Annotated in this window: 25 protein-coding genes; 12 read left to right on the top strand and 13 right to left on the bottom strand. The window is 60.5% G+C overall.

The window, feature by feature from the left end; genetic code table 11:
- Positions 1–171: 171 nt before the first annotated feature.
- Genes hisB through hisF form a run of 5 tightly spaced genes read left to right on the top strand, consistent with a single transcriptional unit; the run spans position 172 to position 3,217 of the window.
- Positions 172–765, top strand: a complete 594-nt coding sequence (gene hisB / locus PSH78_RS24780; RefSeq protein ID WP_305497443.1) for an imidazoleglycerol-phosphate dehydratase HisB — start codon at positions 172–174, stop codon at positions 763–765.
- The gene (gene hisH, locus PSH78_RS24775) at positions 765–1,403 is read left to right on the top strand and encodes an imidazole glycerol phosphate synthase subunit HisH (protein WP_305497442.1); all 639 of its coding nucleotides are present in this window, start codon (positions 765–767) and stop codon (positions 1,401–1,403) included. Before hisB ends, hisH begins: the two co-directional genes overlap by 1 nt.
- Positions 1,403–1,657 carry a DUF2164 domain-containing protein gene (locus tag PSH78_RS24770; protein ID WP_030141479.1) on the top strand — a complete coding sequence of 85 codons (255 nt, stop codon included), beginning with the start codon at positions 1,403–1,405 and terminating at the stop codon, positions 1,655–1,657. Before hisH ends, PSH78_RS24770 begins: the two co-directional genes overlap by 1 nt.
- 42 nt (positions 1,658–1,699) lie before the next feature.
- A complete protein-coding gene (gene hisA / locus PSH78_RS24765) occupies positions 1,700–2,437 on the top strand; it encodes a 1-(5-phosphoribosyl)-5-[(5-phosphoribosylamino)methylideneamino]imidazole-4-carboxamide isomerase (protein WP_305497441.1) in 738 nt (245 codons plus the stop codon).
- A 9-nt stretch (positions 2,438–2,446) separates the two neighbouring features.
- Entirely contained in the window at positions 2,447–3,217 is a 771-nt protein-coding gene (hisF, locus tag PSH78_RS24760; RefSeq protein ID WP_305497440.1) for an imidazole glycerol phosphate synthase subunit HisF, read from the top strand.
- A gap of 32 nt (positions 3,218–3,249) precedes the next feature.
- Here hisF and PSH78_RS24755 read toward each other — a convergent pair whose 3' ends face one another.
- Positions 3,250–4,758 (bottom strand): serine protease, encoded by a 1,509-nt coding sequence (locus PSH78_RS24755; RefSeq protein WP_305497438.1) that lies wholly within the window; start codon positions 4,756–4,758, stop codon positions 3,250–3,252.
- A gap of 211 nt (positions 4,759–4,969) precedes the next feature.
- Here PSH78_RS24755 and PSH78_RS24750 point away from each other — a divergent pair, with 211 nt between their 5' ends.
- On the top strand, positions 4,970–5,725 hold the full coding sequence (locus tag PSH78_RS24750; protein ID WP_305497437.1) for an ABC transporter substrate-binding protein: 756 nt from the start codon (positions 4,970–4,972) through the stop codon (positions 5,723–5,725).
- A gap of 10 nt (positions 5,726–5,735) precedes the next feature.
- Here PSH78_RS24750 and PSH78_RS24745 read toward each other — a convergent pair whose 3' ends face one another.
- The 4 genes from PSH78_RS24745 to gpmI form a co-directional block, all read right to left on the bottom strand.
- Positions 5,736–6,515, bottom strand: coding sequence for a divergent polysaccharide deacetylase family protein (locus tag PSH78_RS24745; RefSeq protein WP_305497436.1), 780 nt, complete (start codon positions 6,513–6,515; stop codon positions 5,736–5,738).
- Position 6,516: 1 nt separating this feature from the next.
- A complete protein-coding gene (locus tag PSH78_RS24740; RefSeq protein ID WP_305497434.1) occupies positions 6,517–7,833 on the bottom strand; it encodes a S41 family peptidase in 1,317 nt (438 codons plus the stop codon).
- A 32-nt stretch (positions 7,834–7,865) separates the two neighbouring features.
- On the bottom strand, positions 7,866–9,158 hold the full coding sequence (locus tag PSH78_RS24735) for a murein hydrolase activator EnvC (protein ID WP_305497433.1): 1,293 nt from the start codon (positions 9,156–9,158) through the stop codon (positions 7,866–7,868).
- Between the two features lie 268 nt (positions 9,159–9,426).
- A complete protein-coding gene (gene gpmI, locus PSH78_RS24730) occupies positions 9,427–10,956 on the bottom strand; it encodes a 2,3-bisphosphoglycerate-independent phosphoglycerate mutase (protein ID WP_305497432.1) in 1,530 nt (509 codons plus the stop codon).
- A gap of 152 nt (positions 10,957–11,108) precedes the next feature.
- On the opposite strand from gpmI, the gene PSH78_RS24725 reads away from it, so the two are divergent.
- From PSH78_RS24725 to secB, 3 genes are read left to right on the top strand one after another with little or no spacing between them, the layout of a single operon-like run.
- Positions 11,109–11,522 carry a rhodanese-like domain-containing protein gene (locus PSH78_RS24725; RefSeq protein WP_305497431.1) on the top strand — a complete coding sequence of 138 codons (414 nt, stop codon included), beginning with the start codon at positions 11,109–11,111 and terminating at the stop codon, positions 11,520–11,522.
- A 1-nt stretch (position 11,523) separates the two neighbouring features.
- On the top strand, positions 11,524–11,778 hold the full coding sequence (grxC, locus tag PSH78_RS24720) for a glutaredoxin 3 (RefSeq protein ID WP_305497430.1): 255 nt from the start codon (positions 11,524–11,526) through the stop codon (positions 11,776–11,778).
- Between the two features lie 40 nt (positions 11,779–11,818).
- The gene (gene secB, locus PSH78_RS24715) at positions 11,819–12,301 is read left to right on the top strand and encodes a protein-export chaperone SecB (RefSeq protein ID WP_305497429.1); all 483 of its coding nucleotides are present in this window, start codon (positions 11,819–11,821) and stop codon (positions 12,299–12,301) included.
- Between the two features lie 130 nt (positions 12,302–12,431).
- On the opposite strand, the gene trmL is transcribed toward secB, so the two are convergent.
- The gene (gene trmL / locus PSH78_RS24710) at positions 12,432–12,887 is read right to left on the bottom strand and encodes a tRNA (uridine(34)/cytosine(34)/5-carboxymethylaminomethyluridine(34)-2'-O)-methyltransferase TrmL (RefSeq protein WP_092401422.1); all 456 of its coding nucleotides are present in this window, start codon (positions 12,885–12,887) and stop codon (positions 12,432–12,434) included.
- On the opposite strand from trmL, the gene PSH78_RS24705 reads away from it, so the two are divergent.
- Positions 12,886–13,326, top strand: coding sequence for a hypothetical protein (locus PSH78_RS24705; RefSeq protein ID WP_305497427.1), 441 nt, complete (start codon positions 12,886–12,888; stop codon positions 13,324–13,326). The two genes, trmL and PSH78_RS24705, sit on opposite strands and share 2 nt — an antisense overlap.
- A gap of 499 nt (positions 13,327–13,825) precedes the next feature.
- Here the strand turns inward: PSH78_RS24705 and ntrC are convergent, their stop codons facing one another.
- From ntrC to glnA, 6 genes are all read right to left on the bottom strand, one after another.
- Positions 13,826–15,262 carry a nitrogen regulation protein NR(I) gene (gene ntrC / locus PSH78_RS24700; RefSeq protein ID WP_186613250.1) on the bottom strand — a complete coding sequence of 479 codons (1,437 nt, stop codon included), beginning with the start codon at positions 15,260–15,262 and terminating at the stop codon, positions 13,826–13,828.
- Positions 15,259–16,344, bottom strand: coding sequence for a nitrogen regulation protein NR(II) (gene glnL / locus PSH78_RS24695; protein WP_305497426.1), 1,086 nt, complete (start codon positions 16,342–16,344; stop codon positions 15,259–15,261). Before glnL ends, ntrC begins: the two co-directional genes overlap by 4 nt.
- Positions 16,345–16,598: 254 nt before the next feature.
- A complete protein-coding gene (locus PSH78_RS24690; protein WP_305497425.1) occupies positions 16,599–17,225 on the bottom strand; it encodes a DUF4124 domain-containing protein in 627 nt (208 codons plus the stop codon).
- On the bottom strand, positions 17,222–17,740 hold the full coding sequence (locus tag PSH78_RS24685) for a DUF4124 domain-containing protein (protein WP_305497424.1): 519 nt from the start codon (positions 17,738–17,740) through the stop codon (positions 17,222–17,224). The genes PSH78_RS24690 and PSH78_RS24685 overlap by 4 nt, the downstream gene beginning before the upstream one ends.
- Before the next feature lie 193 nt (positions 17,741–17,933).
- Positions 17,934–18,491: a chorismate mutase gene (locus tag PSH78_RS24680; RefSeq protein ID WP_305497423.1), complete on the bottom strand. Its 558-nt coding sequence runs from the start codon at positions 18,489–18,491 to the stop codon at positions 17,934–17,936.
- A 120-nt stretch (positions 18,492–18,611) separates the two neighbouring features.
- Positions 18,612–20,018, bottom strand: a complete 1,407-nt coding sequence (gene glnA / locus PSH78_RS24675; protein WP_186638815.1) for a type I glutamate--ammonia ligase — start codon at positions 20,016–20,018, stop codon at positions 18,612–18,614.
- Between the two features lie 328 nt (positions 20,019–20,346).
- On the opposite strand from glnA, the gene thiI reads away from it, so the two are divergent.
- Entirely contained in the window at positions 20,347–21,801 is a 1,455-nt protein-coding gene (thiI, locus tag PSH78_RS24670) for a tRNA uracil 4-sulfurtransferase ThiI (protein WP_305497422.1), read from the top strand.
- Positions 21,802–21,935: 134 nt separating this feature from the next.
- Positions 21,936–23,756, top strand: a complete 1,821-nt coding sequence (gene typA, locus PSH78_RS24665; protein ID WP_305497421.1) for a translational GTPase TypA — start codon at positions 21,936–21,938, stop codon at positions 23,754–23,756.
- Between the two features lie 203 nt (positions 23,757–23,959).
- On the opposite strand, the gene PSH78_RS24660 is transcribed toward typA, so the two are convergent.
- Complete coding sequence (locus PSH78_RS24660; RefSeq protein WP_024778075.1) at positions 23,960–24,397, bottom strand: YkgJ family cysteine cluster protein; 438 nt, start codon at positions 24,395–24,397, stop codon at positions 23,960–23,962.
- Positions 24,398–24,500 lie beyond the last annotated feature (103 nt).

Genomic DNA, 24,500 nt, shown 5'->3' with positions numbered 1-24,500 from the left:
CAGGCTCGCTCCCACATTTGTTTTCATGAGTCCTGGAAGACTTGTATGGACATGTCTAACGCCGCCGCATCGGTTTCAGCCCGTCAGCGGTGTCACCTCTTTTGTTTCTGTTTGGCGCTCGCGCCCCTATAATGGCTGCCTTTTTCGCCCAATGATTTTGCGGAGCTGGTGATGGCCGAACGTAAGGCGTCTGTCGAGCGCGACACTCTGGAAACCCAGATCAAAGCCTCGATCAACCTGGATGGCACCGGAAAGGCCCGGTTTGATATCGGCGTGCCTTTTCTTGAGCACATGCTCGACCAGATCGCCCGTCACGGGCTGATCGACCTGGACATCGTCAGCAAGGGCGACCTGCATATCGACGATCACCACACCGTGGAGGATGTCGGTATCACGCTGGGCCAGGCTTTCACCAGAGCCATCGGCGACAAGAAGGGTATCCGTCGCTACGGCCATGCCTACGTGCCGCTCGATGAAGCGCTGTCGCGCGTGGTCATCGACTTCTCCGGGCGCCCTGGCCTGCAGATGCATGTGCCGTACACCCGCGCCACCGTCGGCGGCTTCGACGTCGACCTGTTCCAGGAATTCTTCCAGGGCTTCGTCAACCACGCCAACGTGACCCTGCACATCGACAACCTGCGCGGGCACAACACCCACCACCAGATCGAAACCGTGTTCAAGGCGTTCGGCCGCGCGCTGCGCATGGCTGTCGAGCTCGATGACCGCATGGCCGGCCAGATGCCTTCCACCAAAGGCGTCCTGTAATGCAGACGGTTGCGGTTATCGATTACGGCATGGGCAACCTGCACTCGGTGGCCAAGGCCCTCGAGCATGTAGGCGCCGGCAAGGTGCTGATCACGAGCGATGCCGACGTGATTCGCGAAGCCGACCGGGTAGTGTTCCCCGGTGTCGGCGCGATTCGTGATTGCATGGCCGAGATTCGGCGCCTGGGCTTCGACAAGCTGGTGCACGAAGTCAGCCAGGATCGCCCGTTCCTCGGCATCTGCGTGGGCATGCAGGCTTTGCTCGATCGCAGTGAAGAGAACGACGGGGTCGATTGCATCTCGCTGTTCCCGGGCCAGGTGAAATTCTTTGGCAAGGGCCTGCATGAAGACGGCGAGCACTTGAAAGTGCCGCACATGGGCTGGAACGAAGTGCGGCAAACGGTGGACCATCCGCTGTGGCACGATATTCCGGACCTCGCGCGTTTCTACTTCGTGCACAGCTACTACATCGCCGCCGGCAATGCCCGGCAGGTGGTGGGCAGCGGTCACTATGGTGTCGATTTCGCCGCGGCCCTGGCCGATGGCTCGCGCTTCGCCGTGCAGTTTCACCCGGAGAAGAGCCATACCCATGGCCTGCAACTGCTGCAGAACTTCGCGGCGTGGGACGGGCGCTGGTAATGGCCCGCAAGAAACCGCCGATCCTCACTCTCACGCCTGAGCAGGAAAGTGAGGCGAACCGCAAGATCCAGCGGTTCATGGAGGAGCGTTTCGAGCTGGACCTTGGCTCGTTCGAAGCGGCGGAAATTCTTGATCTGTTTACCCGCGAAATTGCTCCGCACTATTACAACAGGGCGATTTTCGATGTGCAGGCGCACCTTAAGGAAAGGTTCGAAAGCATCGAAAGCGACTTGTGGGCGCTCGAGAAAAACTGATTTTCGAGCCAAGCTGAATTTTCGTATTTGAAGGTTTGCCAGATGCTGATTATCCCCGCTATCGATCTCAAGGACGGCGCTTGCGTCCGTCTGCGCCAGGGCCGCATGGAAGACTCCACGGTGTTTTCCGATGACCCGGTGAGCATGGCCGCCAAGTGGGTGGAGGGCGGTTGCCGTCGTCTGCATCTGGTTGACCTGAACGGTGCCTTCGAAGGCCAGCCGGTCAACGGTGAAGTGGTCACGGCCATCGCCAAACGGTACCCGAACCTGCCGATCCAGATCGGTGGCGGCATTCGTTCGCTGGAGACCATCGAGCACTACGTCAAGGCCGGCGTCAGCTACGTGATCATCGGCACCAAGGCCGTCAAGGAACCCGAGTTCGTCGCCGAAGCCTGCCGTGCCTTCCCGGGCAAGGTCATCGTTGGCCTCGACGCCAAGGACGGGTTTGTCGCCACCGACGGCTGGGCTGAAGTGAGTACCGTGCAAGTGATCGACCTGGCCAAGCGTTTCGAAGCCGACGGCGTGTCCGCCATCGTCTACACCGACATTGCCAAGGACGGCATGATGCAGGGCTGCAACGTTCCGTTCACCGCTGCCCTGGCCGCCGCCACGAAGATCCCGGTGATCGCCTCCGGCGGCATCCACAACCTGGGCGACATCAAGGCACTGCTCGACGCCAGGGCGCCGGGCATCATCGGTGCGATCACCGGTCGCGCGATCTATGAAGGTACCCTGGACGTCGCCGAGGCCCAGGCCTTCTGCGATTCCTATAAAGGCTGAGGACTCATCATGGCGCTGGCCAAACGCATCATCCCTTGCCTGGACGTGGATAACGGCCGGGTGGTCAAGGGCGTGAAGTTCGAGAACATCCGTGACGCTGGCGACCCGGTGGAAATCGCCCGTCGTTATGACGAGCAGGGTGCGGACGAGATTACTTTCCTGGATATCACGGCCAGCGTCGACGGCCGTGATACCACGCTGCACACCGTCGAGCGCATGGCCAGCCAGGTGTTCATCCCGCTGACCGTGGGCGGTGGCGTGCGCAGCGTGCAGGACATCCGCAACCTGCTCAATGCCGGCGCGGACAAGGTGTCCATCAACACCGCGGCGGTCTTCAACCCGGAATTCGTCGGCGAGGCGGCCGAGCATTTCGGCTCGCAGTGCATCGTCGTGGCGATCGACGCGAAGAAGGTCTCCGGTCCGGGCGAAACCCCGCGCTGGGAAATCTTCACCCATGGCGGGCGCAAGCCAACCGGGCTGGACGCCGTCGAATGGGCGAAGAAGATGGAGGGCCTGGGCGCCGGAGAAATCCTGCTGACCAGCATGGACCAGGACGGTATGAAGAACGGCTTCGATCTCGGCGTCACCCGTGCTATCAGCGATGCCCTGGGCATCCCGGTCATCGCTTCCGGCGGTGTCGGTAACCTGCAGCACCTGGCCGATGGCATTCTGGAAGGCCATGCCAGTGCAGTGTTGGCAGCGAGCATTTTCCACTTTGGCGAATATACCGTGCCGGAAGCCAAGGCCTACATGGCCCAGCGCGGTATCTGCGTCAGATAAGCCGAGAATCCGGCAGGCGAGCCGAGGGCGAATCAGGGCGAGTGCTGGACGTCCCTGAGCGGGGTAGGGTTCAGGATGTCCATCCTTGGCTCGGATGCTTGTTTGGATATGTCATAGGCAATGGTGCAGAGCTTTCCAGGCAAGTGTGAATTTTCAAGCCACGCATATATATCTTCGCTGGTGTCGTAATCGGATTTGTCTGAGCAGTCTGTCTCCCCTGTCGGGCCGAACTTGTAAGCGTAGGTTCGATGCGGCTGCTCATTCTTCGTTGTCGACACTTGCACGCCAGTAGTGAACATCAGTTCAGGCTGAGCTGTCGGGGCGTTTTCCAGAATTTCGACCGGAAGGGACAACGCATTGTTGGTCAGCCCTTCTTCTGGGCGTTGGTCTGCGGAACCCACGCCCAGGATGCATAAGAAGTACAAACCGGGCTGATCCCCTATTGCAGTGTTTATAAAGGCATTCTTGGCACTTATTGTTTGGCTATAGCCTGGGCCTTGTTGGCAGTCCTTCGCGGTTTGAACGGTTTTATGACGGTAGAAAGGCGTGTCGATGGAGAACTTGTAATTCCAGTTCGGAATATCTGCGCTACCGTTGGCCTTTTTTCCCGCTCTTCTGTACCTTTGCGGGCTGTCCGCTGGGGCACTGACGGAAAAGACCGGATAGAGCGGACAGAAAGAAGTCGCGCCTTGAACGAGGCGGCCCTGTACAAAACAGCCGCTGAGATAGTTCGTCGCATTACCGTATATATTGCCCAGTATGGCCTTGTAGTGTCCGCCGTCGGGCGTGCATGGAGCGTGCTGTTCGCAGGGGTAGGCTTGGGCGGTCAGGTTGCCCGTGCCTATCACGCCGATGATCTGGTTGGTATGGCGATCAAGTAGCGGGCTGCCAGAGCCGCCACCTTTTATATCCTTGCAGCGGGTCATCAGCGTGTTACGCCAGACCCACCGGCCTTCCACAATCTCCTGGGCAGGTTGCAGTGTGCAGGCGGCCAATCGCAGCGTGTCCTGCTCGTGGACTGGTGCGCCTACGATCAGGACATCCGTCCCGTCGACGGGGCGCTCAGTGGCCAGGCCCAGTGGCCGTATCCCTTCCTTGAGCAAAGTTTGCAGGCTGACGTCCAGTTCAATGACTGCAATGTCTACGCCTTGAACGCTCCTCCAGGCAATTTTTTTCAATGGATAAGTAAGATAGGGTGCGGTATCGGCGAAATAGTTGAACTGCATGAAGCCTTGTATTGGCTTGTTGGTAACGATGTTCGCGTTGGTCAACTCGGTGCAATGCCCCGCGGTAAGCACGTAGGCGGGCGTGGGCGGTGACCCCGTAACGTCTTGGGTATCGAGAAGCGCCGCGGTACAACGCCCGTTCATTGTGTACAAGCGTCCGATACCCTGCCAATGGTCATGTGAGCCGTCCTTGTTGTTCAGGATTTTTGAGTCGGTGAAGTTCTGAACCCCTTCGCCATAATCTTTGCCGTGTGCAACGCTCAGTGCGCCAGACAGGCAAAGCAAACCGCCCAGTAACAAGTAGATCGTTTTCATTGAGTCATGCCTTTGATTAATTGGGGCCGGTCTTGGCCGGCTTCGCTAATTAATCAGCCTCGGCGTGATGGAAGGTGGTAACTAATTACCTCCGCCAAGGTTGCGTTTGCGCGCATCCTGTTTGGTTGGGTGTTTGTCGTGAAAAACGACAGTAGACATGCCGGCAGGCCCAAGGCACTCTGGAATACGCCATGGACCCGGACAATCAGATATGTTCAAACGCGCTCTTGTTGTATTTACCAGCACTTTCCTGCTGTTCATGAGCGGGGCGCAGGCCGGGGACGGCCGCGATGCTGGCCTGGTATTGCTGACGGAGAACTTTCCGCCCTACAACATGGCGAAGAACGGCAAGAACTTCGCCCAGGACGAAAACATTCATGGCATTGCGGTGGACATCGTCCGCGAGATATTCAAGCGAGCTGACATTTCCTACAGCCTGACGCTGCGTTTCCCCTGGGAACGAATCTACAAGCTTGCCTTGGAAAAACCCGGTTATGGGGTGTTTGTAACGGCTCGGCTGCCTGAGCGCGAAAAGCTCTTCAAATGGGTTGGCCCCATCGGCCCGGACGATTGGATCATGCTCGCCAAGGCCGACAGCAAGATTGCCCTCGACTCGTTGGAGCAGGCGCGTCAGTACCGGATTGGTGCCTACAAGGGCGATGCAATTGCCGAAACATTGGCCAAACAGGGGCTCAGGCCAATTGTCGTGTTGCGCGATCAGGACAACGCCAGGAAACTCGTCAACGGCCAGATAGACCTATGGGCCACCGGCGACCCGGCAGGGCGTTATCTGGCGCGTCAGGAGGGGGTGAGCGATCTCAAGACCGTACTGCGATTCAACAGTGCCGAGCTCTACCTGGCCTTGAACAAGGACGTGCCGGACGAGGTGGTGAGCCGCCTGCAAAAGGCCCTGGATGAGCTGCGCAAGGAAGGCGAAGTGGACGCGATCATGGCGCGCTATCTCTGAGACGCCAAGCCTAACGATAAACCCCATCCTTCCCATGCCCGGCCATCGCTCGGTTGCTGCGCAGGCTGATCATCGACTTGATGTCGATCCACTCGATGCCCTGGGCCTTGAGCTTGGGCAGTTCGCGCTCGAGTACGGCGAGGGTTTGTGGATAGGGATGGCCGATCATCACGGCCGAGCCCTGCCGCCGAGCCAGTTCGATGGCGACCTGAAGCTGGCCGGCGATAGCCGCTTCGGTGCGTTCGTCATCCAGAAATACATCCCGCGACACGCTGGCGAGGCCGATCTTTTGTGCTTCGGCAGCGGCGACGGTCTGCGCGCTGGTGCGGCTGTCGACGAAAAACTTGTGACGCTGTTGCAGGTTCGCCATCAGCCATGCCATCGCCTGGGGTTGCGCGGTCATGCGGCTGCCCATGTGGTTGTTGATACCGCTGGTGTAGGGCACCGCGGCAAACGCGGCGTCCAGGCGCTTGCCCAATTCTTCGATGGATAATTCCGGGTGCCAGGCGAACGGCCCGGTGGCCGGGTCCATGGGCATGTGCAGCATGACGAGTTTGCCGGCGCGATGAGCCTCGCGGGCGATTTCGGCGGCGTGGGGCGTGTCGGGCATGATTGCCGCGGTGACCGGACCGGACAGGGCCAGGACACGGCGATCCCGGGGCAGATTCTGTCCCAGGTCATCGATGATCAGGCTCAGGTAAGCCTTCTGCGGCGGGGACGCTGTGGCGGGAGCCGCGTCAACGGCTCCCGCCAGCAGGCACAACAGGACGAAGATGAAACGCAGGCCCATCTCAGCGGCCGGACGTAATGTTCAACCCTTTGAGCAGGCTCAAGGCCTGGGCCAACTGATAGTCGTCATCCTGCGGCATCGGCTTGGCCTTGGCGCCGGAGCCGGTCGGTTTGTCCGCGCCGCCGTTGCCGTTGCCCAAGTGACCTTGCAGGTCGGCTTCCTTGAAGTACTCGCTGTCCGCCTCGCTGGTGATCTTGGCCTTGCGTACCTCGATGTCCGGGACAATGCCCTGGGCCTGGATGGAGCGGCCGTTGGGCGTGAAGTACAGCGCGGTGGTGATCTTCAGGGCGCGGTCGTTGTTCAGCGGCAACACGGTTTGCACCGAGCCCTTGCCGAAACTGGTGGTGCCCATGACGACGCCACGCTTCTGGTCTTGCAGAGCACCGGCGACGATCTCCGACGCCGACGCGCTGCCGCCATTGATCAGCACGACCAGTGGCACGGCTTCGCTGAGGTCGTTGCCGGTGGCCGAGAAGCGCAGCTCGGAATTGGCGATGCGGCCCTTGGTGTAGACGATCAGGCCCTTGGTGATGAAATGGTCCACCACTTCCACGGCCGATTGCAGGACGCCGCCGGGGTTGTTGCGCAAGTCCAGGACCAGGCCGTTGAGCTTCTTGCCGTTGTCCTTGCGCATCTTGGCCAGGGCCTTGGCGACTTCCTCGCCGGTCTTGACCTGGAATTGGGTGATGCGGATGTAGCCGTAGCCGGACTCCAGCAGTTGGCTCTTCACGCTCTTGACCTGGATGACCGCCCGGGTCAGGGTCACGTCGAATGGCGTGCCACCGTCGCGCACCAGGGTCAGGGTGATCTTTTCTCCGATCTTGCCGCGCATCTTGTCCACGGCTTCGGTCATGCTCTGGCCACGGGTCGGTTGGCCGTTGATCTTGACGATGAAGTCGCCAGCCTGGATGCCAGCCTTGGAGGCGGGCGTATCGTCGATCGGCGAGACCACCTTGACGAAACCGTCTTCGCTGCCGACTTCGATGCCCAGGCCGCCGAATTCGCCGCTGGTGCTTTCCTGCAGCTCGGCAAAATCCTCAGGGCCGAGGTAGGCCGAATGCGGGTCAAGGTTGCTGAGCATGCCCTTGATGGCATTCTCCAGCAGCATCTTGTCGTCCACCGGTTCCACGTACGCGGCTTTGATCCGGTCCATGACTTCGGCAAAGGTGCGCAATTCATCCAACGGCAGCGGGGCCTTGGTGGTGGCGGCCGTAGCGGCGGTCGTCGCCGGCGCGGGTTGCGCAGCGAAAGCCAGGGGCGCGCCGATCACGAGGGCGATCGTCAGGGCCAGCGAGGTGAGGCGGGACAAATGCAGCATGTCGAACGAACTCCTGAGTTGGATGGGCGCGCTTATCCTTGCGCACGACACCATTGTGCCGGGTCACTGGGGCGACCCTGCTGGCGAATAGCAAAATACAGTGCTGGCGTGTCCTGCCCGCCACTGTTGCCGACCGTGGAGATGGACTCGCCGGCCTTGACCACATCCCCCGCCGATTTGAGCAGCGTCTGGTTGTGGCCGTAAAGGCTCAGGTATCCGTTGCCGTGATCGAGGATCACCAGCAGGCCGGCACCGCGCAGCCAGTCGGCAAACACCACGCGCCCGCCATGTACGGCGTGCACCTGGCTACCGGCGGAAGCGCTGATCATCACGCCGTCCCACTTGGTGCGGGTATCGTCGCCACGGGTTTCACCGAAGCGTGCAAGTAATCGACCATTGACCGGCCATGGAAGTTTGCCCCGGGCTGAAGCAAAAGCACCGCCGAAGGTTTCGCCATCGCTGGAAACCACTGCGCCGGGGCTGGATTTAGCCGGCTTGCGCGGGGCTTCGCCGGCATCGGCGTCGGCCTGGGCTTCACGCAAACGCTTTTTTTCGGCTTCCTGCTGGGCGATCAGCGCTTTCTGCCGCGCTTCTTCCGCCTCCCGAGCCTGGCGAGCCAGGGTTTCCTCGATGGTTTTCAAGACATTTGCCAGTTCGGCCTGGTCCTGTTCGCGGGCCTTGAGCTTGCTGTCGCGAGCCTTCACGTCGTCATTGAGCTTGGCCAGGGCCACCTGGCGCTCCTTGCGAACCTTCTCGAGTTCTTCGCGCTGGGTGTCGAGGCTGCTTTTCTGCACGAGCAACTGGGCTTGCTGCAGCTCGATGTCTTTCTCGACATTGGCCAGCTGGCGCAGGGTTTCATTGAAGCTCTTGAGCTGCTCCAGGCGGGCCTGGCTCAGGTAGTCGTAATAGGTGAGGGTGCGGGCGAATTTCTCGGGATTCTGCTGATTGAGCAGCAGCTTGAGGTATTCCTGGCGACCGTTCTGGTAGGCCGCCCGAGCCTGGATGGCGATCAGCTTTTGCTGTTCAGTGCGCGCGCTCTGGAGTTTTTTTTTCTCTCCATCGAGGCGCTGCAACTCGGATTCGCTTTTCTTCAGCTCTTTCTGCAGGGCGTCGACCTGCTTCTCCAGCTTGCCCATCTCGGTTTCGGTGCCGCGCAGGTCTTTCTGCACGCTGGATTTTTCTTCCTGCAACTTGTTCAGCAGCTTCTTCAGCTCGGCGATGTCCTGGCGCGTGGCTTCCAACTGTTGTTGGGTTTGCGCGCGCTCGTCCGCGAAGGCCGGTTGGAGCAGGCAGGTCAGAGCAAGGGCTATCAGGACGCGGAGCATAGAGGCGGGTGGCACCAGGGAAAGGGACGGCCTAGTATGCCCGCCCCACGCTGCAAAAAAAACGCCCATTTGGGGCTGTGTGATAACTGGCCGAAAAAACACCAGAAACCATTGTGGGAGCGAGCTTGCTGTGGCGAGGGAGCTTGCTCCCGCTGGGCTGCGAAGCAGCCCCTCGACAATAGATCAAGCCAGAAGGCTCTGCGATGGCTGCGCCATCGAACGGGAGCAAGCTCCCTCGCCACACAAACCCCTGCTCAATGCTGCGACGTCAGACCAGGATCGAAGTCCCGGTCATCTCCGCCGGCTGTTCCATGCCCAGAAGCATCAGCATGGTCGGCGCCACGTCGGCCAGCACGCCGCCGTCGCGGACCTTGAAGTCACGCTTGCCGACATAGATGAATGGCACCGGCTCAGTGGTGTGGGCCGTGTGGGCCTGGCCAGTGGACTCGTCGGACATCTGCTCGACGTTACCGTGGTCGGCGGTAATCAGCGCTTCGCCGCCGACTTTTTCCAGCGCCTCGACGATGCGGCCGACGCAGGTGTCCAGGCATTCCACGGCCTTGACCGCTGCGTCGAACACGCCGCTGTGGCCGACCATGTCACCGTTGGCGTAGTTGACCACGATCACGTCATAACGCTGGTTCTCGATGGCGTCGACGATGCGGTCGGTCACTTCCGGCGCGCTCATTTCCGGTTGCAGGTCGTAGGTGGCGACTTTCGGCGACGGGATCAGGATGCGCTCTTCGCCCGGGAAGGGCTCTTCGCGGCCGCCGGAGAAGAAGAACGTCACGTGGGCGTACTTCTCGGTTTCCGCGATGCGCAGTTGGGTCTTGCCGTTTTTCGCCAGGTAATCGCCCAGCACGTTTTCCAGGCTACCGGCAGCGAAGGCCGATGGCGCGGGAATGCTGGCGGCGTATTGAGTCAGCATCACGAAACCGGCCAGTTTCGGCTGGCGGGCGCGCTCGAATTCCTTGAAATCATCTTCGACGAATACGCGAGTCAGTTCGCGGGCACGGTCGGCGCGGAAGTTCATGAACACCACGGCGTCGCCGTCTTCGACTTTTACCGGCTCGCCGAGGGTGGTGGCCTTGACGAACTCGTCGCTTTCACCACGCTCATAGGCAGCTTGCAGGCCTTCTTGCGCGGTGGCGGCGTGGAATTCGGCATTGCCGTCGACGATCAGGTTGTAGGCCTGGGCGACGCGGTCCCAGCGGTTGTCACGGTCCATGGCGAAGTAACGGCCGATCAGGCTGGCGATTCGGCCCTTGCCGAGGGTCTTGAACGTGTCGTCGAGCAATTTGATCGACGATTCGGCGCTCTTCGGCGGCGTGTCGCGGCCATCCAGGAAGGCGTGAAGATAGATGTTGGTAGCACCGCGCCTGGCGGCCAGCTCGGCCATGGCGATCAGGTGGTCCTGATGGCTGTGCACGCCACCGTCGGACAGCAGGCCCATGAAGTGCACGGCCTTGCCGGCAGCTACGGCTTTATCCACGGCGGCGCAGATGGTCGGGTTTTCAAAAAATTCGCCGTCGCGGATCGATTTGGTCACGCGGGTGAAATCCTGATACACCACGCGGCCGGCGCCGAGGTTCATGTGGCCGACTTCGGAGTTGCCCATCTGCCCGTCGGGCAGGCCGACGTCCATGCCGCTGCCGGAGATCAAGCCGTTCGGCACGGTGGCCCACAGGCGATCCAGCACAGGCTTCCTGGCCGCGTAGACGGCGTTGGATTCGTGGCTGTCACTGTGACCGAAGCCGTCCAGAATCATCAGGACCAAAGGTTTAGGCGTGGTAGTCATGGAATCCACTCGTGGCTGGTTAAAAGAAGACGATGGAAAAGGGACGGGCAGTTTAAAGGTAAGTTCCGGTGCCGTCACCGCCGGGCGGGGTTTGGCCGGCCTTGCGTGCTGTGTATACTGGCCGACATTTTAACGCCCTGGAACCTCCTTCGATGGTTGCTCACCTGATTGAATTTGCCACTAACCACTACATTCTCGTCGGTATCTTCGTCGTACTGCTGGCGTTGCTGGTTGCCCACACGATGCAGGGCGGCGGTCGCAGCCTGAGCACCGGCGAGCTGACCGCGCTGGTCAACAAGGACGCCGGCGTAGTGGTCGACATCCGCCCGACCAAGGATTACGCCGCCGGTCACATCGTCGGCGCGCTGAACATTCCTCAGGACAAACTGATCGCTCGTGTGGCCGAACTGGAAAAACACAAGGCCAAGACGCTGATCCTGGTCGACGCCCAAGGCCAGCAGGCCGGTACCCTTGCCCGCGAACTGATGAAGTCCGGCTTCACCGCCGCCAAACTGTCTGGTGGCGTTGCGAGCTGGAAAGCCGACAATCTGCCCCTGGTGAAGTGACATGCCCCACGTAGTTGTCTATTCCAGCGATTACTGCCCCTATTGCTCCCGAGCCAAGATGCTGCTCAAGAACAAGGGCGTAGCCTTCGAAGAGATCAAGGTCGACGGCAAGCCGCAACTGCGCGCCGAAATGACCCAGAAGGCCCGGCGTACCTCCGTGCCGCAGATCTGGATCGGCGACACCCACGTGGGCGGTTGCGACGACCTGTTCGCCTTGGAGCGCGCCGGCAAGCTCGACGCGCTGCTCAAGGCTTGAATTCCCAATTAATAGAACCTGAAAGTAAGAAGGATCTGCGATGACTGACCAACAGAACACAGCTGCCACTGAAGAAGAAGCCGCACCGCAATTCTCCTTGCAGCGTATTTACGTTCGCGACCTGTCCTTCGAAGCCCCGAAAAGCCCGGCGATCTTTCGCCAGCAGTGGGAGCCGAGCGTGGCCCTGGACCTGAATACCCGCCAGAAAGCCCTGGAAGAAGACTTCCACGAAGTGGTGCTGACCCTGTCGGTGACCGTGAAGAATGGCGACGAAGTCGCGTTCATCGCCGAAGTCCAGCAGGCCGGTATCTTCCTGATCAAGAATCTGGATGCCGCTTCGATGAGCCACACGCTGGGCGCGTTCTGCCCGAACATCCTGTTCCCGTACGCCCGCGAAACACTGGACAGCCTGGTGACCCGCGGTTCGTTCCCGGCCCTGATGCTGGCCCCGGTGAACTTCGATGCCCTGTACGCGCAAGAGCTGCAGCGCATGCAACAAGAAGGCGGCGCGACCGTCCAGTAAGCGGCGCTGTCGGCCGAGTATCACACCTGTGGGAGCGAGCCTGCTCGCGAAAGCGCTATATCAGTCAATCAAGTACCGACTGAGCTGACGCTTTCGCGAGCAGGCTCGCTCCCACATTTGTTATGCGATGCTATTGAAAGCCGTTCTGCCGCCACGCCTCATAAACCGCCACCGCCACGGTGTTTGACAGGTTCAGGCTGCGGCAGCCTTCACGCATCGGCAAGCGCAAGCGTTGGTCCGCCGGTAGTGCGTCCAGCACTTCGGCCGGCAGGCCACGGCTTTCCGGGCCGAACAGGAATGCATCGCCGGCGACGAAGCTGGCGTCATGAAACGGCCGCGAGCCCTTGGTGGTGAAGGCGAACAGGCGCGGATGCCCCAGGCTTTCCAGGCAGCTGGCCAAGTCGGCGTGCCGCTGCAAGGTGGCATACTCGTGGTAGTCGAGGCCGGCGCGGCGCAGGCGCTTGTCGTCCATTTCGAAGCCCAGCGGTTCGATCAGGTGCAGGTGGCAGCCGCTGTTGGCGCACAGCCTGATGACGTTGCCGGTATTGGGTGGTATTTCCGGTTGAAAAAGGATGACGTGAAACATGCACGGCTCCGCAGATAAAGATGAGCGGCATTCTACGCCGCAAACCGATCGGCGTTCGAAGCTATTGCCTCGGGTGATGGGCTCTCTGGCGATCGTCGGCATGATGGTCGGGCTGATGATCGGCCGCCTGACGACGCCCGATCCGAGCGAGTTGCAACAGGTCGAGGTCACCCAGGGAGGGCTGGTGGCCTGGTTCAACAACGAACCGGAGCTCCATGGGGAAATCATCGACGGCTCCGTGGCGCTGTTATTTCAGGCGCAAGGTCGGCCGCAGAAAGGCCAGCTCAAGCTCAACGGCAAGGACGTGAACTGGCGGGTGCGGTTGAGTGACAAGGGGCTGTTGCTGACTTTGGTGGCGGCGCGTCCGTTGCGAGGGGAGTGGACCGGCAGCGAGGTCGATGACCGCTGGCGGCTGGAGATCCGTCTCCAGGAGCAATAAAAGAGGGAATCCCCGGCCTGCCTGTACCAAAGGTCCCCAAAACGGGAGGGCTTGCCGTGAAGGCGCAGCCCGGATGTAAAGAAGGGAAACCTTGACCTGCCTGTATCAAGGCCCCCAAAACAGTGGGCTCGATGAGCCCGGTGTAAAAGAGGGGAATCCCCGGCCTGCCTGTACCAAGGTCCCCGAAACTGGGTAGTGATTGGGTTATTGCAGGGGGCGTGCCAGTTTTAAATGGCTTGTCACAAAAAACTGCTGAAGATGCGAAAAAGCCCCGTATTCCGGGGCTTTTGCTTAGGTGTTGAGCGGTTTTTTGAAGCTAGGGCGATCGGTTCTGGCTCGTCGTACATGAGCAATTGCGGTTCGCAGTGCATTGAAGCGGTGCACGAATCTTCTGAAGCTTCGCGAGCAGGCTCGCTCCCACATTGGATGGTATTGGCCTTTGTGGGAGCGAGCTTGCTCGCGATAGGGCCCTCAAATTCAGCGAAGGGTCAAAGGCTGATCAGCCCTCATCCCCCTCATCATCATCCCCTCCATCAACCTTCATCCCCAATTCCTTGATCTTGCGAGTCAAGGTATTGCGGCCCCAGCCCAGCAGCACGGCGGCGTCGCGGCGGCGGCCGGCGGTGTGCTTGAGGGCCGTTTCGATCATGATGCGTTCGAAGGCCGGGACGGCGCTGTCGAGCAGGCTCGATTGACCGCGGGCCAGGGCCTGGTCGGCCCATTGGCGCAGGGCCTGTTCCCAGTTGGTCACCGGCGCCGAATCCTGTGGCAGGCTCAACAGTTCCGGTGGCAAGTCGCTGATGTGCACTTCGCGACCCGACGCCATCACAGTGATCCAGCGGCAGGTGTTCTCCAGTTGGCGCACGTTGCCGGGCCATGGCAGGTTCTTGAGGTATTCCTCGGTCTCGCTCTTGAGCAGCTTGGGCTCCACCGCCAGCTCCTGGGCCGCACGGCCGAGGAAGTGCCGGGCCAGGGTCGGGATGTCCTCGCGACGGTCCGCCAGGCGCGGGATGTGGATGCGGATCACGTTCAGGCGATGGAACAGGTCTTCGCGGAACTTGCCGGCGTGGACCAGGGTTTCCAGGTTCTGGTGGGTCGCGGCGATGATCCGGACATCGACCTTGACCGGCGTATGCCCGCCGACTCGATAGAACTCGCCGTCAGCCAGTACCCGCAGCAGCCGGGTCTGGGTATCGGCCGGCATGTCGCCGATTTCATCCAGGAACAACGTACCGCCATCGGCTTGTTCGAAGCGGCCCCGGCGCAGGTTGGCCGCGCCGGTGAACGCGCCTTTTTCATGGCCGAACAGCTCGGACTCCATCAGGTCCTTGGGAATCGCCGCCATGTTCAGCGCAATGAATGGCGACGCCGCTCGTGGGCTGTGGCGGTGCAGGGCGTGGGCTACCAATTCCTTGCCGGTGCCCGACTCACCGTTGATCAGCACGGTGATGTTGGAATGGCTCAGTCGACCGATGGCGCGAAACACTTCCTGCATCGCCGGCGCTTCGCCGATGATTTCCGGGGTGCGGGCCAGGGCCGGGACTTCTTCCAGGCCTTGTTGTTCCTGGGCGTGCTGGTTGGCGCGCTTGACCAGGGACACGGCTTCGTCGACGTCGAACGGCTTGGGCAGGTATTCGAACGCACCGCCCTGGTAAGACGCCACGGCGCTGTCCAGGTCGGAGTGAGCGGTCATGATGATCACTGGCAGCCGCGGATGTTGCTCGCGAATCCGCGCCAGCAAGTCCAGGCCACTGGCGCCGGGCATGCGGATGTCGGAAATGATGACGTCCGGCTGCTGACGGGCCAGGCGGCTCATCACCCCGTCGGCGCTGTCGAAGCTCTGGGTGGTCATGCCTTCCTGTTGCAAGGCTTTTTCCAGGACCCAGCGGATAGAACGGTCGTCATCGACGATCCACACGGTTTCACTACGGCTCATGTCGATGTGGCTCCTTGTTCCAGTGGCAGGAAGATCGAGAAAGTGGTGTGGCCGGGGTGGCTCTCACATTCGATCAAGCCCTGATGCTGACTGATGATGTTCTGGGTGATGGACAGGCCCAGCCCGGTACCGTCCGGACGGCCGCTGACCATGGGAAAGAAGATGGTTTCCTGCAGTTCCGCAGGGATGCCCGGGCCGTTGTCGATGATTTCGATCTTGGTCACCAGGCGATGGCGCACATGGCCGATGGTGAACTGGCGCATGGCGCGGGTGCGCAGGCTGATGCGACCCATGCGCAGCTCGCTCTGGCTGCTGATGGCCTGCATGGCGTTGCGCACGATGTTCAGCACCGCCTGGATCATCTGCTCGCGGTCGATCAGGACGTCGGGAATGCTCGGGTCGTAGTCGCGCACCAAGCTGATGCAGCCCTGGCTCTCTGCCTCCACCAGGCTGCTGACGCGCTCCAGTACTTCATGAACGTTACACAGCGCCAGCGAGGGCAGCTTGTTCGAGCCGAGCATGCGGTCCACCAGGTTTCGCAGGCGGTCGGCTTCTTCGATGATGACGTTGGTGTAGTCCTTGAGGCTTTCTTCCGGCAGTTCCCGGGCGAGCAACTGCGCCGCGCCACGAATGCCACCCAGCGGATTCTTGATCTCATGGGCCAGGCCGCGCACCAGCATCTTGCTGGTTTCCTGCTTGGACAATTGCGCCTCCTCCTTGGTGATGCGCAGCAGGCGATCACGGGGATGGACTTCCAGAAGCAGGAGGGTGGCATTGTTGTTGAGGATCGGCGTTACCGCGTAGTCGACCGTCAGGGTCTGGCCGGTCAGGGCGGTGAGCATCGCTTCGCGCTTGGTGAACGGGTGGGCCTGTTCGACGGCCTGGCGCAGGGAATTCAGCGCTTCGGCGGATTCGGTAAACAGTTCGCTGATGAACTGCCCATGGCTGCGCTGGCCGCTGACGGCCAGGAGCATCTCTGCCGCCGGGTTCATGTACTCCAGACGCAGTTCGGCGTCGAGCAGGATGGTCGCGGTGGTGAGATTGTCGAGCAGCAAACGGTGTAGTGCGTCGCTAATGGTCATCAGGACCTCTTTTAAAGCGTAGCGATCAAGGGCAAGCCCCCAAATCGCGCGCGCGATTCATGCGCTGATACCAGCAAAATGCAAAAACCAAACCAAGGCTCCGAAAAGAAGCGTTTCAGGCGTCAAATAGCCTTTTCCCGCCCATCTGTGTGGCGTTCTGCCAGTTATCGCGGGTAGTTTCGAACCAAAATGGGTTGGAATCTGGGTAGAGGTGCAGAGCTGTGCACCGACATGGTGCGCCATCCTGGATGGCATTAGAAGAAGGGCAGGATGCTGCTTTTTTCCTCCTCGGGCTTGTCCGCCAGGGGGCATTCGGGGCGTTGGCCGTAGTCGGCGATAGCACAGGGTTTGACGCGGCGCTTTTGCGCCAGGGACATGCGCTGCATGTGGAAGGGCTGGTTGGCGGTGCGTTCGACGATTCGCGCTTGCTCGTCGAGGATCTCCACCGCCAGGTGATGGGTGCCGCGATCAATGTTCTTCAGCGCAAACACTGGGCTGGGTCCCGGTTCGCCAGTCGGCTTGCCGTCCAGCAGCAGGCGGTAGCGATGGCCTTTCTGCAAACCGGGCTCACTGGTGGCGGTGACGATCAGTTCCCCGGCGGTACTGCGTATCGTCGCATCTGGCTCGGGGATCAGCAGCCGGAGCATCTCGTATCGGAACAAGGGCTCGGCGGGTGGCTTTCCGGCGGTCGCCGTCGGCGTAGTACCGGAGGGCGTGGCCGGCATCCGGTTGCCTGGCGGTAGCGGCACTTTCTTCGCGTTGCCGGGGCGTGGCTGGTCGGTGAAGACGCGATTGCCCTGAGCGTCGATGTAGGTGTAGACCTGCGCCAGGCTCGGTAGCGCCACCAGCAGCAGGCCGAGGGCGAGCAGCCAGCGGATCATGGAAGGTGAATCCGCTGGACGGTGAAGGTAACGGTTTCGCTTTGTTGCACGAGGCGTTCCCCGTTGAGGACCTGGACTGCCAGGCTGTGTTCGCCGCGATCGATGTTCACCAGTTGCAGGCGCGGCACGTTACTCGGCTGCCCGTACGGCTGGCCGTCCAGCAATAGCCTGAACAGATGCGGGCTTTGCAGGCGTGGCTGGGCCCGGACGCCAACGGTGAAGGTGCCGTTATTGGCGCGCAGGGCTTCTTCGGTGGGGATGTCGGTCAGTTCCAGGATGTCATAGGCGTTACGCGGCGCGTCGCTGCCTTGCGCGGCCGCAGGTGCTTCGCGGCTGGCCGGTGTCTGGGATTCCACGCTGTTGAGCGGCGGCAATTCCACGGCCTGGGCCGGTACGCCGTCGGGTGGCTGATTGCTGTAGGCGGTGTTGCCGTCGGCGTCGGTGTATTTGTAGATCTGCGCGGTAGCAGGCAATGCCAACAGCGATAAGAGGATGATTGAGTAAACCCGACCCATGGAAAAATCGACCGAAAACGAAAGGTGATGGGTGCAGCATAGGTCAGCGCGGCTGGTTGGCCCAGTTGCTGTGTTGCACGTATTTCCTGTGGGAGCGAGCCTGCTCGCGAAGGCGGCGTGTCAGGCGCTGAAGTGCTGAATGTGCGGGCCTCTTCGCGAGCAGGCTCGCTCCCACAGTGGGAGTTTTGGTGTGTCAGGATTTTGCGGACACGCACAGCCCGGCAGTTGCCCGGATCAAGGCGAGCCTGTGTATTGGGTGTTGTTTGTTGTGGTGGGTGGCGCGGGCCAGCCATTGCGGGCACTGCGGGTCGGTGCGGTAGGGGGCGAAGTCGGCCAGCTGCTGCAACAGGCGTTTTTGCAATCGATCGAGTTTGGGGCGGATCTCGCCCACCAGGTCCGGGCGTGGCAGGTCCGGGGCCTTGCCGTCGAGGGCCCAGTCGGACAGGTTGATGTATTGCACCAGTTTGTTGGCTTCAATCTGGGCGGCGAAAAACGCTTCCACGGTTTCGCCGGTCAGTTTGTAGGCCGGCGCCTGGGCGACGGCGGCGGCAATGACTTCACGCTCACGCTGGCGATCCTCCACCGGTTTGCCGCTGTCCCATTTGCTCAACGCTACCTGATCGGCGATGGCCAGGCGTTCGCCAATGGCGTTCAGCAGCGGAGTGAGGGCTTCGGGGGCGTTGCCCGCTTCGGCGCTGGTGGCCAGCAGTGCGGCGGACAGGGCAAGGCAGAGTTTGAGGCGCGAAGTCATGGGCAGTCTCGTCTTTATCAAGGAGCGACGAGGCATCATGCCTGTAACCGGCGCCCATGAAAAAGGCCTCCCGAAGGAGGCCTCTTTTATTTCACGCCGTGCGTGACCGGCGCTACCGGATCAGCAGCTGTAGTACAGCTCATATTCCAGTGGGTGTACGAAGGTGCGAACCTTGATTTCTTCTTCGCTTTTCAGCGCGATGTAAGCGTCGATGAAGTCATCGCTGAATACGCCGCCCTTGGTCAGGAACGCACGGCCCTTGTCCAGTTCTTCCAGGGCTTCTTTCAGGCTACCGCAAACCTGTGGGATTTCCTTGGCCTCTTCAGGCGGCAGGTCATACAGGTTCTTGTCGGCGGCATCGCCAGGGTGGATCTTGTTCTGGATACCGTCCAGGCCGGCCATCATCAGTGCTGCGAAGGCCAGGTACGGGTTGGCAGCCGGATCCGGGAAGCGCGCTTCAATACGACGAGCCTTAGGGCTGTTCACGTAAGGAATACGGATCGAGGCGGAACGGTTGCGAGCCGAGTAGGCCAGCATGACCGGTGCTTCGAAGCCTGGGACCAGACGCTTGTAGGAGTTGGTCGACGGGTTGGTGAAGCCGTTCAGGGCCTTACCGTGCTTGATGATGCCGCCGATGAAGTACAGGGCGGTGTCCGACAGACCGGCATAACCTTCGCCGGCGAAGGTGTTCTTGCCGTCCTTGGAGATCGACATGTGCACGTGCATGCCCGAACCGTTGTCGCCGTACAGAGGCTTCGGCATGAAGGTCGCGGTGCGGCCGTAGGCGTCGGCAACGTTGTGTACGCAGTACTTCAGGGTCTGGACTTCGTCAGCCTTCTTGACCAGCGTGTTGAACTTCACGCCGATTTCGTTCTGGCCGGCAGTCGCCACTTCGTGGTGGTGAACTTCGACGGTCTGGCCCATTTCTTCCAGCGCGTTGCACATGGAAGTACGGATTTCGTGGTCGAAGTCGAACGGTGGAACCGGGAAGTAGCCGCCTTTGACGCCTGGACGGTGGCCTTTGTTGCCGCCTTCCACGTCCTGGTCGGACATCCACGAACCCTGTTCGGAGAAGATCTTGAACATGGAGCCGGAGATGTCGGATTTGAACTTGACCGAGTCGAAGATGAAGAACTCAGGCTCAGGACCGAAGAAAGCGGTGTCGCCGATACCGGTGGACTTCAGGTATTCCTCGGCGCGGTGGGCGATGGCGCGTGGGTCGCGGTCATAGCCTTGCATGGTCGAAGGTTCGATGATGTCGCAAACCAGGATCAGGGTCGGCTCTTCGGTGAACGGATCGAGGACCGCGGTTTCGTCGTCCGGCATCAGGATCATGTCGGAGGCTTCGATGCCTTTCCAGCCGGAGATGGAGGAACCGTCGAACATCTTGCCGATTTCAAAGAATTCGTCGTCCAGCGCATCACGGGCCGGCATGGTCACGTGATGTTGAGTGCCCTTGGTGTCAGTGAAGCGCAGATCAATCCACTTGACGTCATGATCTTTGATGAGTTGAACCGACTTCGACATATGTCCTCCGGGTGGCTTCGGGCGGTAATGGTGTGCCCTTAGATATGGGTGATGCCGGCGCGAATACTCTGCCAAGGCAACCTGCCTCACAAGGGAGCAATTTGCATGCCAGTGCCCCAGCATGGGTTTTTTGCACCAAATCCTCGCTTTTGAAAGGGCCTGGGCGCGGATTGTCGGACAATTGCGCACCGCAATGTGGCGCCATTTGTGGATTGTGACCTGTTTTGGTGCGCTGAAAACCAAGTGCAGATTAACTGGTTAAACCTTGAGCAATTTCCGCTATAATCCGCGCCCCCCTTTTTCGGCTGGCCGTTCGCGCGCTGTTTTCATGAAACTAATCGTAAAAGTCTTCCCCGAGATCACCATCAAGAGCCGCCCGGTACGGATGCGTTTCATCCGCCAGTTGGCCAAGAACATCCGTGCCGTGCTCCGTGACCTGGACCCGGCCGTGGTGGTGAATGGCGTGTGGGACAACCTCGAACTGGAAACCCGCGTCAGCGAACCCAAGGCCTTGAAGGAAATGACCGAGCGCCTGAGCTGCATGCCAGGCATCGCGCATTTCCTCCAGGTCGACGAATATCCGCTGGGGGACTTCGACGATATCCTCGCCAAGTGCATGCTCCATTATGGTGATGCCCTGGCCGGCAAGATCTTCTCGGTACGCTGCAAGCGCGCCGGCAAGCACCCGTTCAGCTCGATGGACGTCGAACGTTATGTCGGCAGCCAGTTGCGCCGGCAGTGCGGCGCGGCCGGTATCTCCCTGAAAGACCCTGAAGTTGAAGTGCGCATCGAGATTCGCGACCAACGGTTGTTCGTGATCCACAGCCAGCACGACAGCATCGGCGGTTATCCGCTGGGTTCGCTGGAACAGACGCTGGTATTGATGTCCGGTGGTTTCGACTCCACCGTCGCCGCCTACCAGATCATGCGTCGCGGCTTGATGAGCCATTTCTGCTTCTTCAACCTCGGCGGGCGCGCCCACGAACTGGGCGTCATGGAAGTGGCGCACTTCATCTGGAAGAAGTACGGCAGCTCCCAGCGCGTGTTATTTGTGAGCGTGCCGTTCGAGGAAGTCCTGGGCGAGATTCTCGGCAAAGTCGATAACAGTCATATGGGCGTCATTTTGAAGCGTATGATGTTGCGTGCCGCGACGAGCATCGCCGACCGCCTGCACATCGACGCGCTGGTCACCGGCGAGGCGATTTCCCAGGTGTCGAGCCAGACGCTGCCGAACCTGTCGGTGATCGACTGCGTAACCGAGAAACTCGTGCTGCGGCCACTGATCGCCAGCCACAAGCAGGACATCATCGACACGGCCACGGAAATCGGCACCGCCGATTTTGCCCGGCACATGCCGGAGTACTGCGGGGTCATCTCGGTCAATCCGAAGACGGCGGCCAAGCGCGGGCGCGTGGAGCACGAAGAGAAAGAATTCGACATGGCGGTACTCGAACGCGCAATCGAGAACGCCAGGCTGGTGCCGATCGATCGGGTCATCGACGAATTGGGCCAGGACATCCAGATTGAAGAAGTCGGCGAAGCGCTGGCCGGTCAGATCATCATCGACATCCGTCATCCGGACGATGCTGAAGACGACCCGCTGAGCGTTGCCGGCGTCGAGGTACAAACGATGCCGTTCTATGCAGTGAACGCGCGTTTCAAGGAACTGGACCCTACTCGCCAGTACCTGCTGTATTGCGACAAAGGCGTGATGAGTCGCCTGCATGCCCATCATTTGCTCAGTGAGGGGCATGCCAATGTGCGCGTTTATCGACCGAGCTAAGTGCCCGGGGCTGTTTGCCTGTGGCCTGCGTCACCGGCCCCCCGACGCCGCCGACACGCTGTAACTGTCGGACTCTACTGTAAATCGCTGCCACGACCTGTCAGCACACCGAATCCTCTGATCGAGATACACAAGTGATCGAAAATCTACGCAACATCGCCATCATTGCTCACGTTGACCATGGTAAGACCACCCTGGTAGACAAACTCTTGCGTCAATCCGGCACCCTGGAGCGCAACGAGCTCAACGACGAGCGCGTGATGGACTCCAACGACCAGGAAAAAGAGCGCGGTATTACCATCCTGGCGAAAAACACCGCCATCAACTGGAACGGCTACCACATCAACATCGTGGACACCCCGGGCCACGCCGACTTCGGTGGTGAAGTCGAGCGCGTGATGTCGATGGTCGACTCCGTGCTGCTGCTGGTCGACGCCCAGGACGGCCCTATGCCGCAAACCCGTTTCGTGACCAAGAAGGCCTTCGAAGCCGGCCTGCGTCCGATCGTGTGCATCAACAAGGTTGACCGTCCAGGCGCGCGTCCGGACTGGGTTCTGGACCAGATCTTCGACCTGTTCGACAACCTGGGCGCCACCGAAGAACAGCTGGACTTCAAAGTCGTCTACGCCTCGGCCCTGAACGGTATTGCCGGTCTGGACCACACCGAAATGGCTGACGACATGACCCCGCTGTACCAGTCGATCGTCGACAACGTACCCGCGCCGAAAGTCGACCGTGACGGCCCGTTCCAGATGCAGATCTCGGCACTGGACTACAACAGCTTCCTGGGTGTGATCGGTGTTGGCCGTATCGCCCGTGGCCGCGTCAAGCCGAACACCCCGGTCGTGGCTATCGGTGCCGACGGCAAGAAGCGCAACGGTCGTATCCTCAAGCTGATGGGTCACCACGGTCTGCACCGTGTAGACGTTGAAGAAGCAGCTGCCGGCGACATCGTCTGCATCAGCGGCATGGACTCGCTGTTCATCTCCGACACCCTGTGCCACCCGGACACCGTTGAAGCGATGAAGCCGTTGACCGTCGACGAGCCAACCGTTTCCATGACCTTCCAGGTAAACGACTCGCCATTCTGCGGTAAAGAAGGCAAGTTCGTGACTTCCCGTAACATCAAGGAACGTCTGGACAAAGAGCTGCTGTACAACGTTGCACTGCGCGTTGAAGAAGGCGACTCGGCTGACAAGTTCAAGGTCTCGGGCCGTGGCGAACTGCACCTCTCGGTTCTGATCGAAACCATGCGTCGCGAAGGCTTCGAAATGGCTGTAGGCCGTCCGGAAGTGATCATCCGCCTGGTTGACGGCGTGAAGCACGAACCGTTCGAAAACGTCACCATCGACCTGCCGGAAGAATCCCAAGGCAAGGTGATGGAAGAGATGGGCCTGCGTAAGGGCGACCTGACCAACATGGTGCCGGATGGCAAGGGCCGTGTACGTCTGGAATACAACATCCCTGCTCGTGGTCTGATCGGTTTCCGTAACCAGTTCCTGACCCTGACCAACGGCGCTGGCATCCTGACTTCGATCTTCGACCGTTACGACGTGATGAAGTCCGGCGACATGTCCGGCCGTCAGAATGGCGTTCTGGTTTCGGTTGAAACCGGCAAGGCACTGACCTACTCCCTGGAAACCCTCCAGGCGCGTGGCAAGCTGTTCGTTGAACACGGCCAGGAAATCTACGGCGGCCAGATCGTTGGTCTGAACAGCCGTGACAACGACCTGGGCGTGAACCCTACCAAGGGCAAGAAGCTCGACAACATGCGTGCTTCGGGTAAAGACGAAACCATCGCCCTGGTTCCACCTGTTCGCTTCACCCTGGAACAGGCTCTGGAATTCATCCAGGACGACGAGCTGTGTGAAGTGACGCCTAAGTCGATCCGCCTGCGCAAGAAGATCCTGGACGAAAGCGAGCGTACCCGCGCCGCCAAGAAAGCCAAGAACTGATTTAGCCAAGGCTGAATGAAAAACGCCCCCGGTTGTGAAACCGGGGGCGTTTTTTTGTGCCTGGGATTTATGTGGCGCCTGTGAGGGCCTCGCTCCCACAGTGGTTACTTGTCGGACGCAAGATTGTGAACGACATAATGCCCCTGTGGGAGCGAGCCTGCTCGCGAAGACGGTATTGCAGGCGCCGCTAAACCATCAGTTGTTCAAAATCTGTCCAACGTCCGCGGATTACGCTCGCGCTCCACTTCCTTGGGCTTGTAGGCGCAATATCCCGGCCGTGGCCCGACCCGTGGATGATTGCGGCAGGTGTCCGGGCGCTTTTCATAAATGGTGCACAGCCGGCTCTTGCGATCCAGATACAGGCAATCGTTGTTGCTCATGCGCTGGAGCGTGAAGATTTCCGATTTCTGGTTGTAGCGCTCGACGATCCCTTCCTTTTGCAGGCGCTTGGCGATGTTTTTCGGCGGGTCGCCCAGCTCGAATTCATCGACGATGCCGATGCGGATCAGGTCCTTGATCTTGACCTCCACCGGCAGCGTGCAGCAGCTCGACACGCAGGAACCGCACATCGGGGCGGAATACTTGGCCCAGGTATCGAGTCGGTCGATCTCCGCGGCGGCGATCAGGTTGGGCTTCATCATCACGGTTTACCAGCATGCATCAGGGCGCGCGATCATACCGGGACTGGTGAAATTTTTAACGACCATCTGCCGGTTTTTTTTAGCTCGCGGCAAAACCCCGCCT

Source organism: Pseudomonas sp. FP198, from assembly GCF_030687895.1.
GTDB lineage: Bacteria > Pseudomonadota > Gammaproteobacteria > Pseudomonadales > Pseudomonadaceae > Aquipseudomonas.
The sequence above is the reverse complement of the archived record's forward strand: the minus strand, read 5'-3'. Positions and strand labels throughout refer to the sequence as shown.

Coding starts and splice junctions, on each gene's coding strand:
- hisB (WP_305497443.1), top strand. CDS start 172: ATGGCCGAACGTAAGGCGTCTGTCGAGCGCGACACTCTGGAAACCCAG.
- hisH (WP_305497442.1), top strand. CDS start 765: ATGCAGACGGTTGCGGTTATCGATTACGGCATGGGCAACCTGCACTCG.
- PSH78_RS24770 (WP_030141479.1), top strand. CDS start 1,403: ATGGCCCGCAAGAAACCGCCGATCCTCACTCTCACGCCTGAGCAGGAA.
- hisA (WP_305497441.1), top strand. CDS start 1,700: ATGCTGATTATCCCCGCTATCGATCTCAAGGACGGCGCTTGCGTCCGT.
- hisF (WP_305497440.1), top strand. CDS start 2,447: ATGGCGCTGGCCAAACGCATCATCCCTTGCCTGGACGTGGATAACGGC.
- PSH78_RS24755 (WP_305497438.1), bottom strand. CDS start 4,758: ATGAAAACGATCTACTTGTTACTGGGCGGTTTGCTTTGCCTGTCTGGC.
- PSH78_RS24750 (WP_305497437.1), top strand. CDS start 4,970: ATGTTCAAACGCGCTCTTGTTGTATTTACCAGCACTTTCCTGCTGTTC.
- PSH78_RS24745 (WP_305497436.1), bottom strand. CDS start 6,515: ATGGGCCTGCGTTTCATCTTCGTCCTGTTGTGCCTGCTGGCGGGAGCC.
- PSH78_RS24740 (WP_305497434.1), bottom strand. CDS start 7,833: ATGCTGCATTTGTCCCGCCTCACCTCGCTGGCCCTGACGATCGCCCTC.
- PSH78_RS24735 (WP_305497433.1), bottom strand. CDS start 9,158: ATGCTCCGCGTCCTGATAGCCCTTGCTCTGACCTGCCTGCTCCAACCG.
- gpmI (WP_305497432.1), bottom strand. CDS start 10,956: ATGACTACCACGCCTAAACCTTTGGTCCTGATGATTCTGGACGGCTTC.
- PSH78_RS24725 (WP_305497431.1), top strand. CDS start 11,109: ATGGTTGCTCACCTGATTGAATTTGCCACTAACCACTACATTCTCGTC.
- grxC (WP_305497430.1), top strand. CDS start 11,524: ATGCCCCACGTAGTTGTCTATTCCAGCGATTACTGCCCCTATTGCTCC.
- secB (WP_305497429.1), top strand. CDS start 11,819: ATGACTGACCAACAGAACACAGCTGCCACTGAAGAAGAAGCCGCACCG.
- PSH78_RS24705 (WP_305497427.1), top strand. CDS start 12,886: ATGCACGGCTCCGCAGATAAAGATGAGCGGCATTCTACGCCGCAAACC.
- trmL (WP_092401422.1), bottom strand. CDS start 12,887: ATGTTTCACGTCATCCTTTTTCAACCGGAAATACCACCCAATACCGGC.
- ntrC (WP_186613250.1), bottom strand. CDS start 15,262: ATGAGCCGTAGTGAAACCGTGTGGATCGTCGATGACGACCGTTCTATC.
- glnL (WP_305497426.1), bottom strand. CDS start 16,344: ATGACCATTAGCGACGCACTACACCGTTTGCTGCTCGACAATCTCACC.
- PSH78_RS24690 (WP_305497425.1), bottom strand. CDS start 17,225: ATGATCCGCTGGCTGCTCGCCCTCGGCCTGCTGCTGGTGGCGCTACCG.
- PSH78_RS24685 (WP_305497424.1), bottom strand. CDS start 17,740: ATGGGTCGGGTTTACTCAATCATCCTCTTATCGCTGTTGGCATTGCCT.
- PSH78_RS24680 (WP_305497423.1), bottom strand. CDS start 18,491: ATGACTTCGCGCCTCAAACTCTGCCTTGCCCTGTCCGCCGCACTGCTG.
- glnA (WP_186638815.1), bottom strand. CDS start 20,018: ATGTCGAAGTCGGTTCAACTCATCAAAGATCATGACGTCAAGTGGATT.
- thiI (WP_305497422.1), top strand. CDS start 20,347: ATGAAACTAATCGTAAAAGTCTTCCCCGAGATCACCATCAAGAGCCGC.
- PSH78_RS24660 (WP_024778075.1), bottom strand. CDS start 24,397: ATGATGAAGCCCAACCTGATCGCCGCCGCGGAGATCGACCGACTCGAT.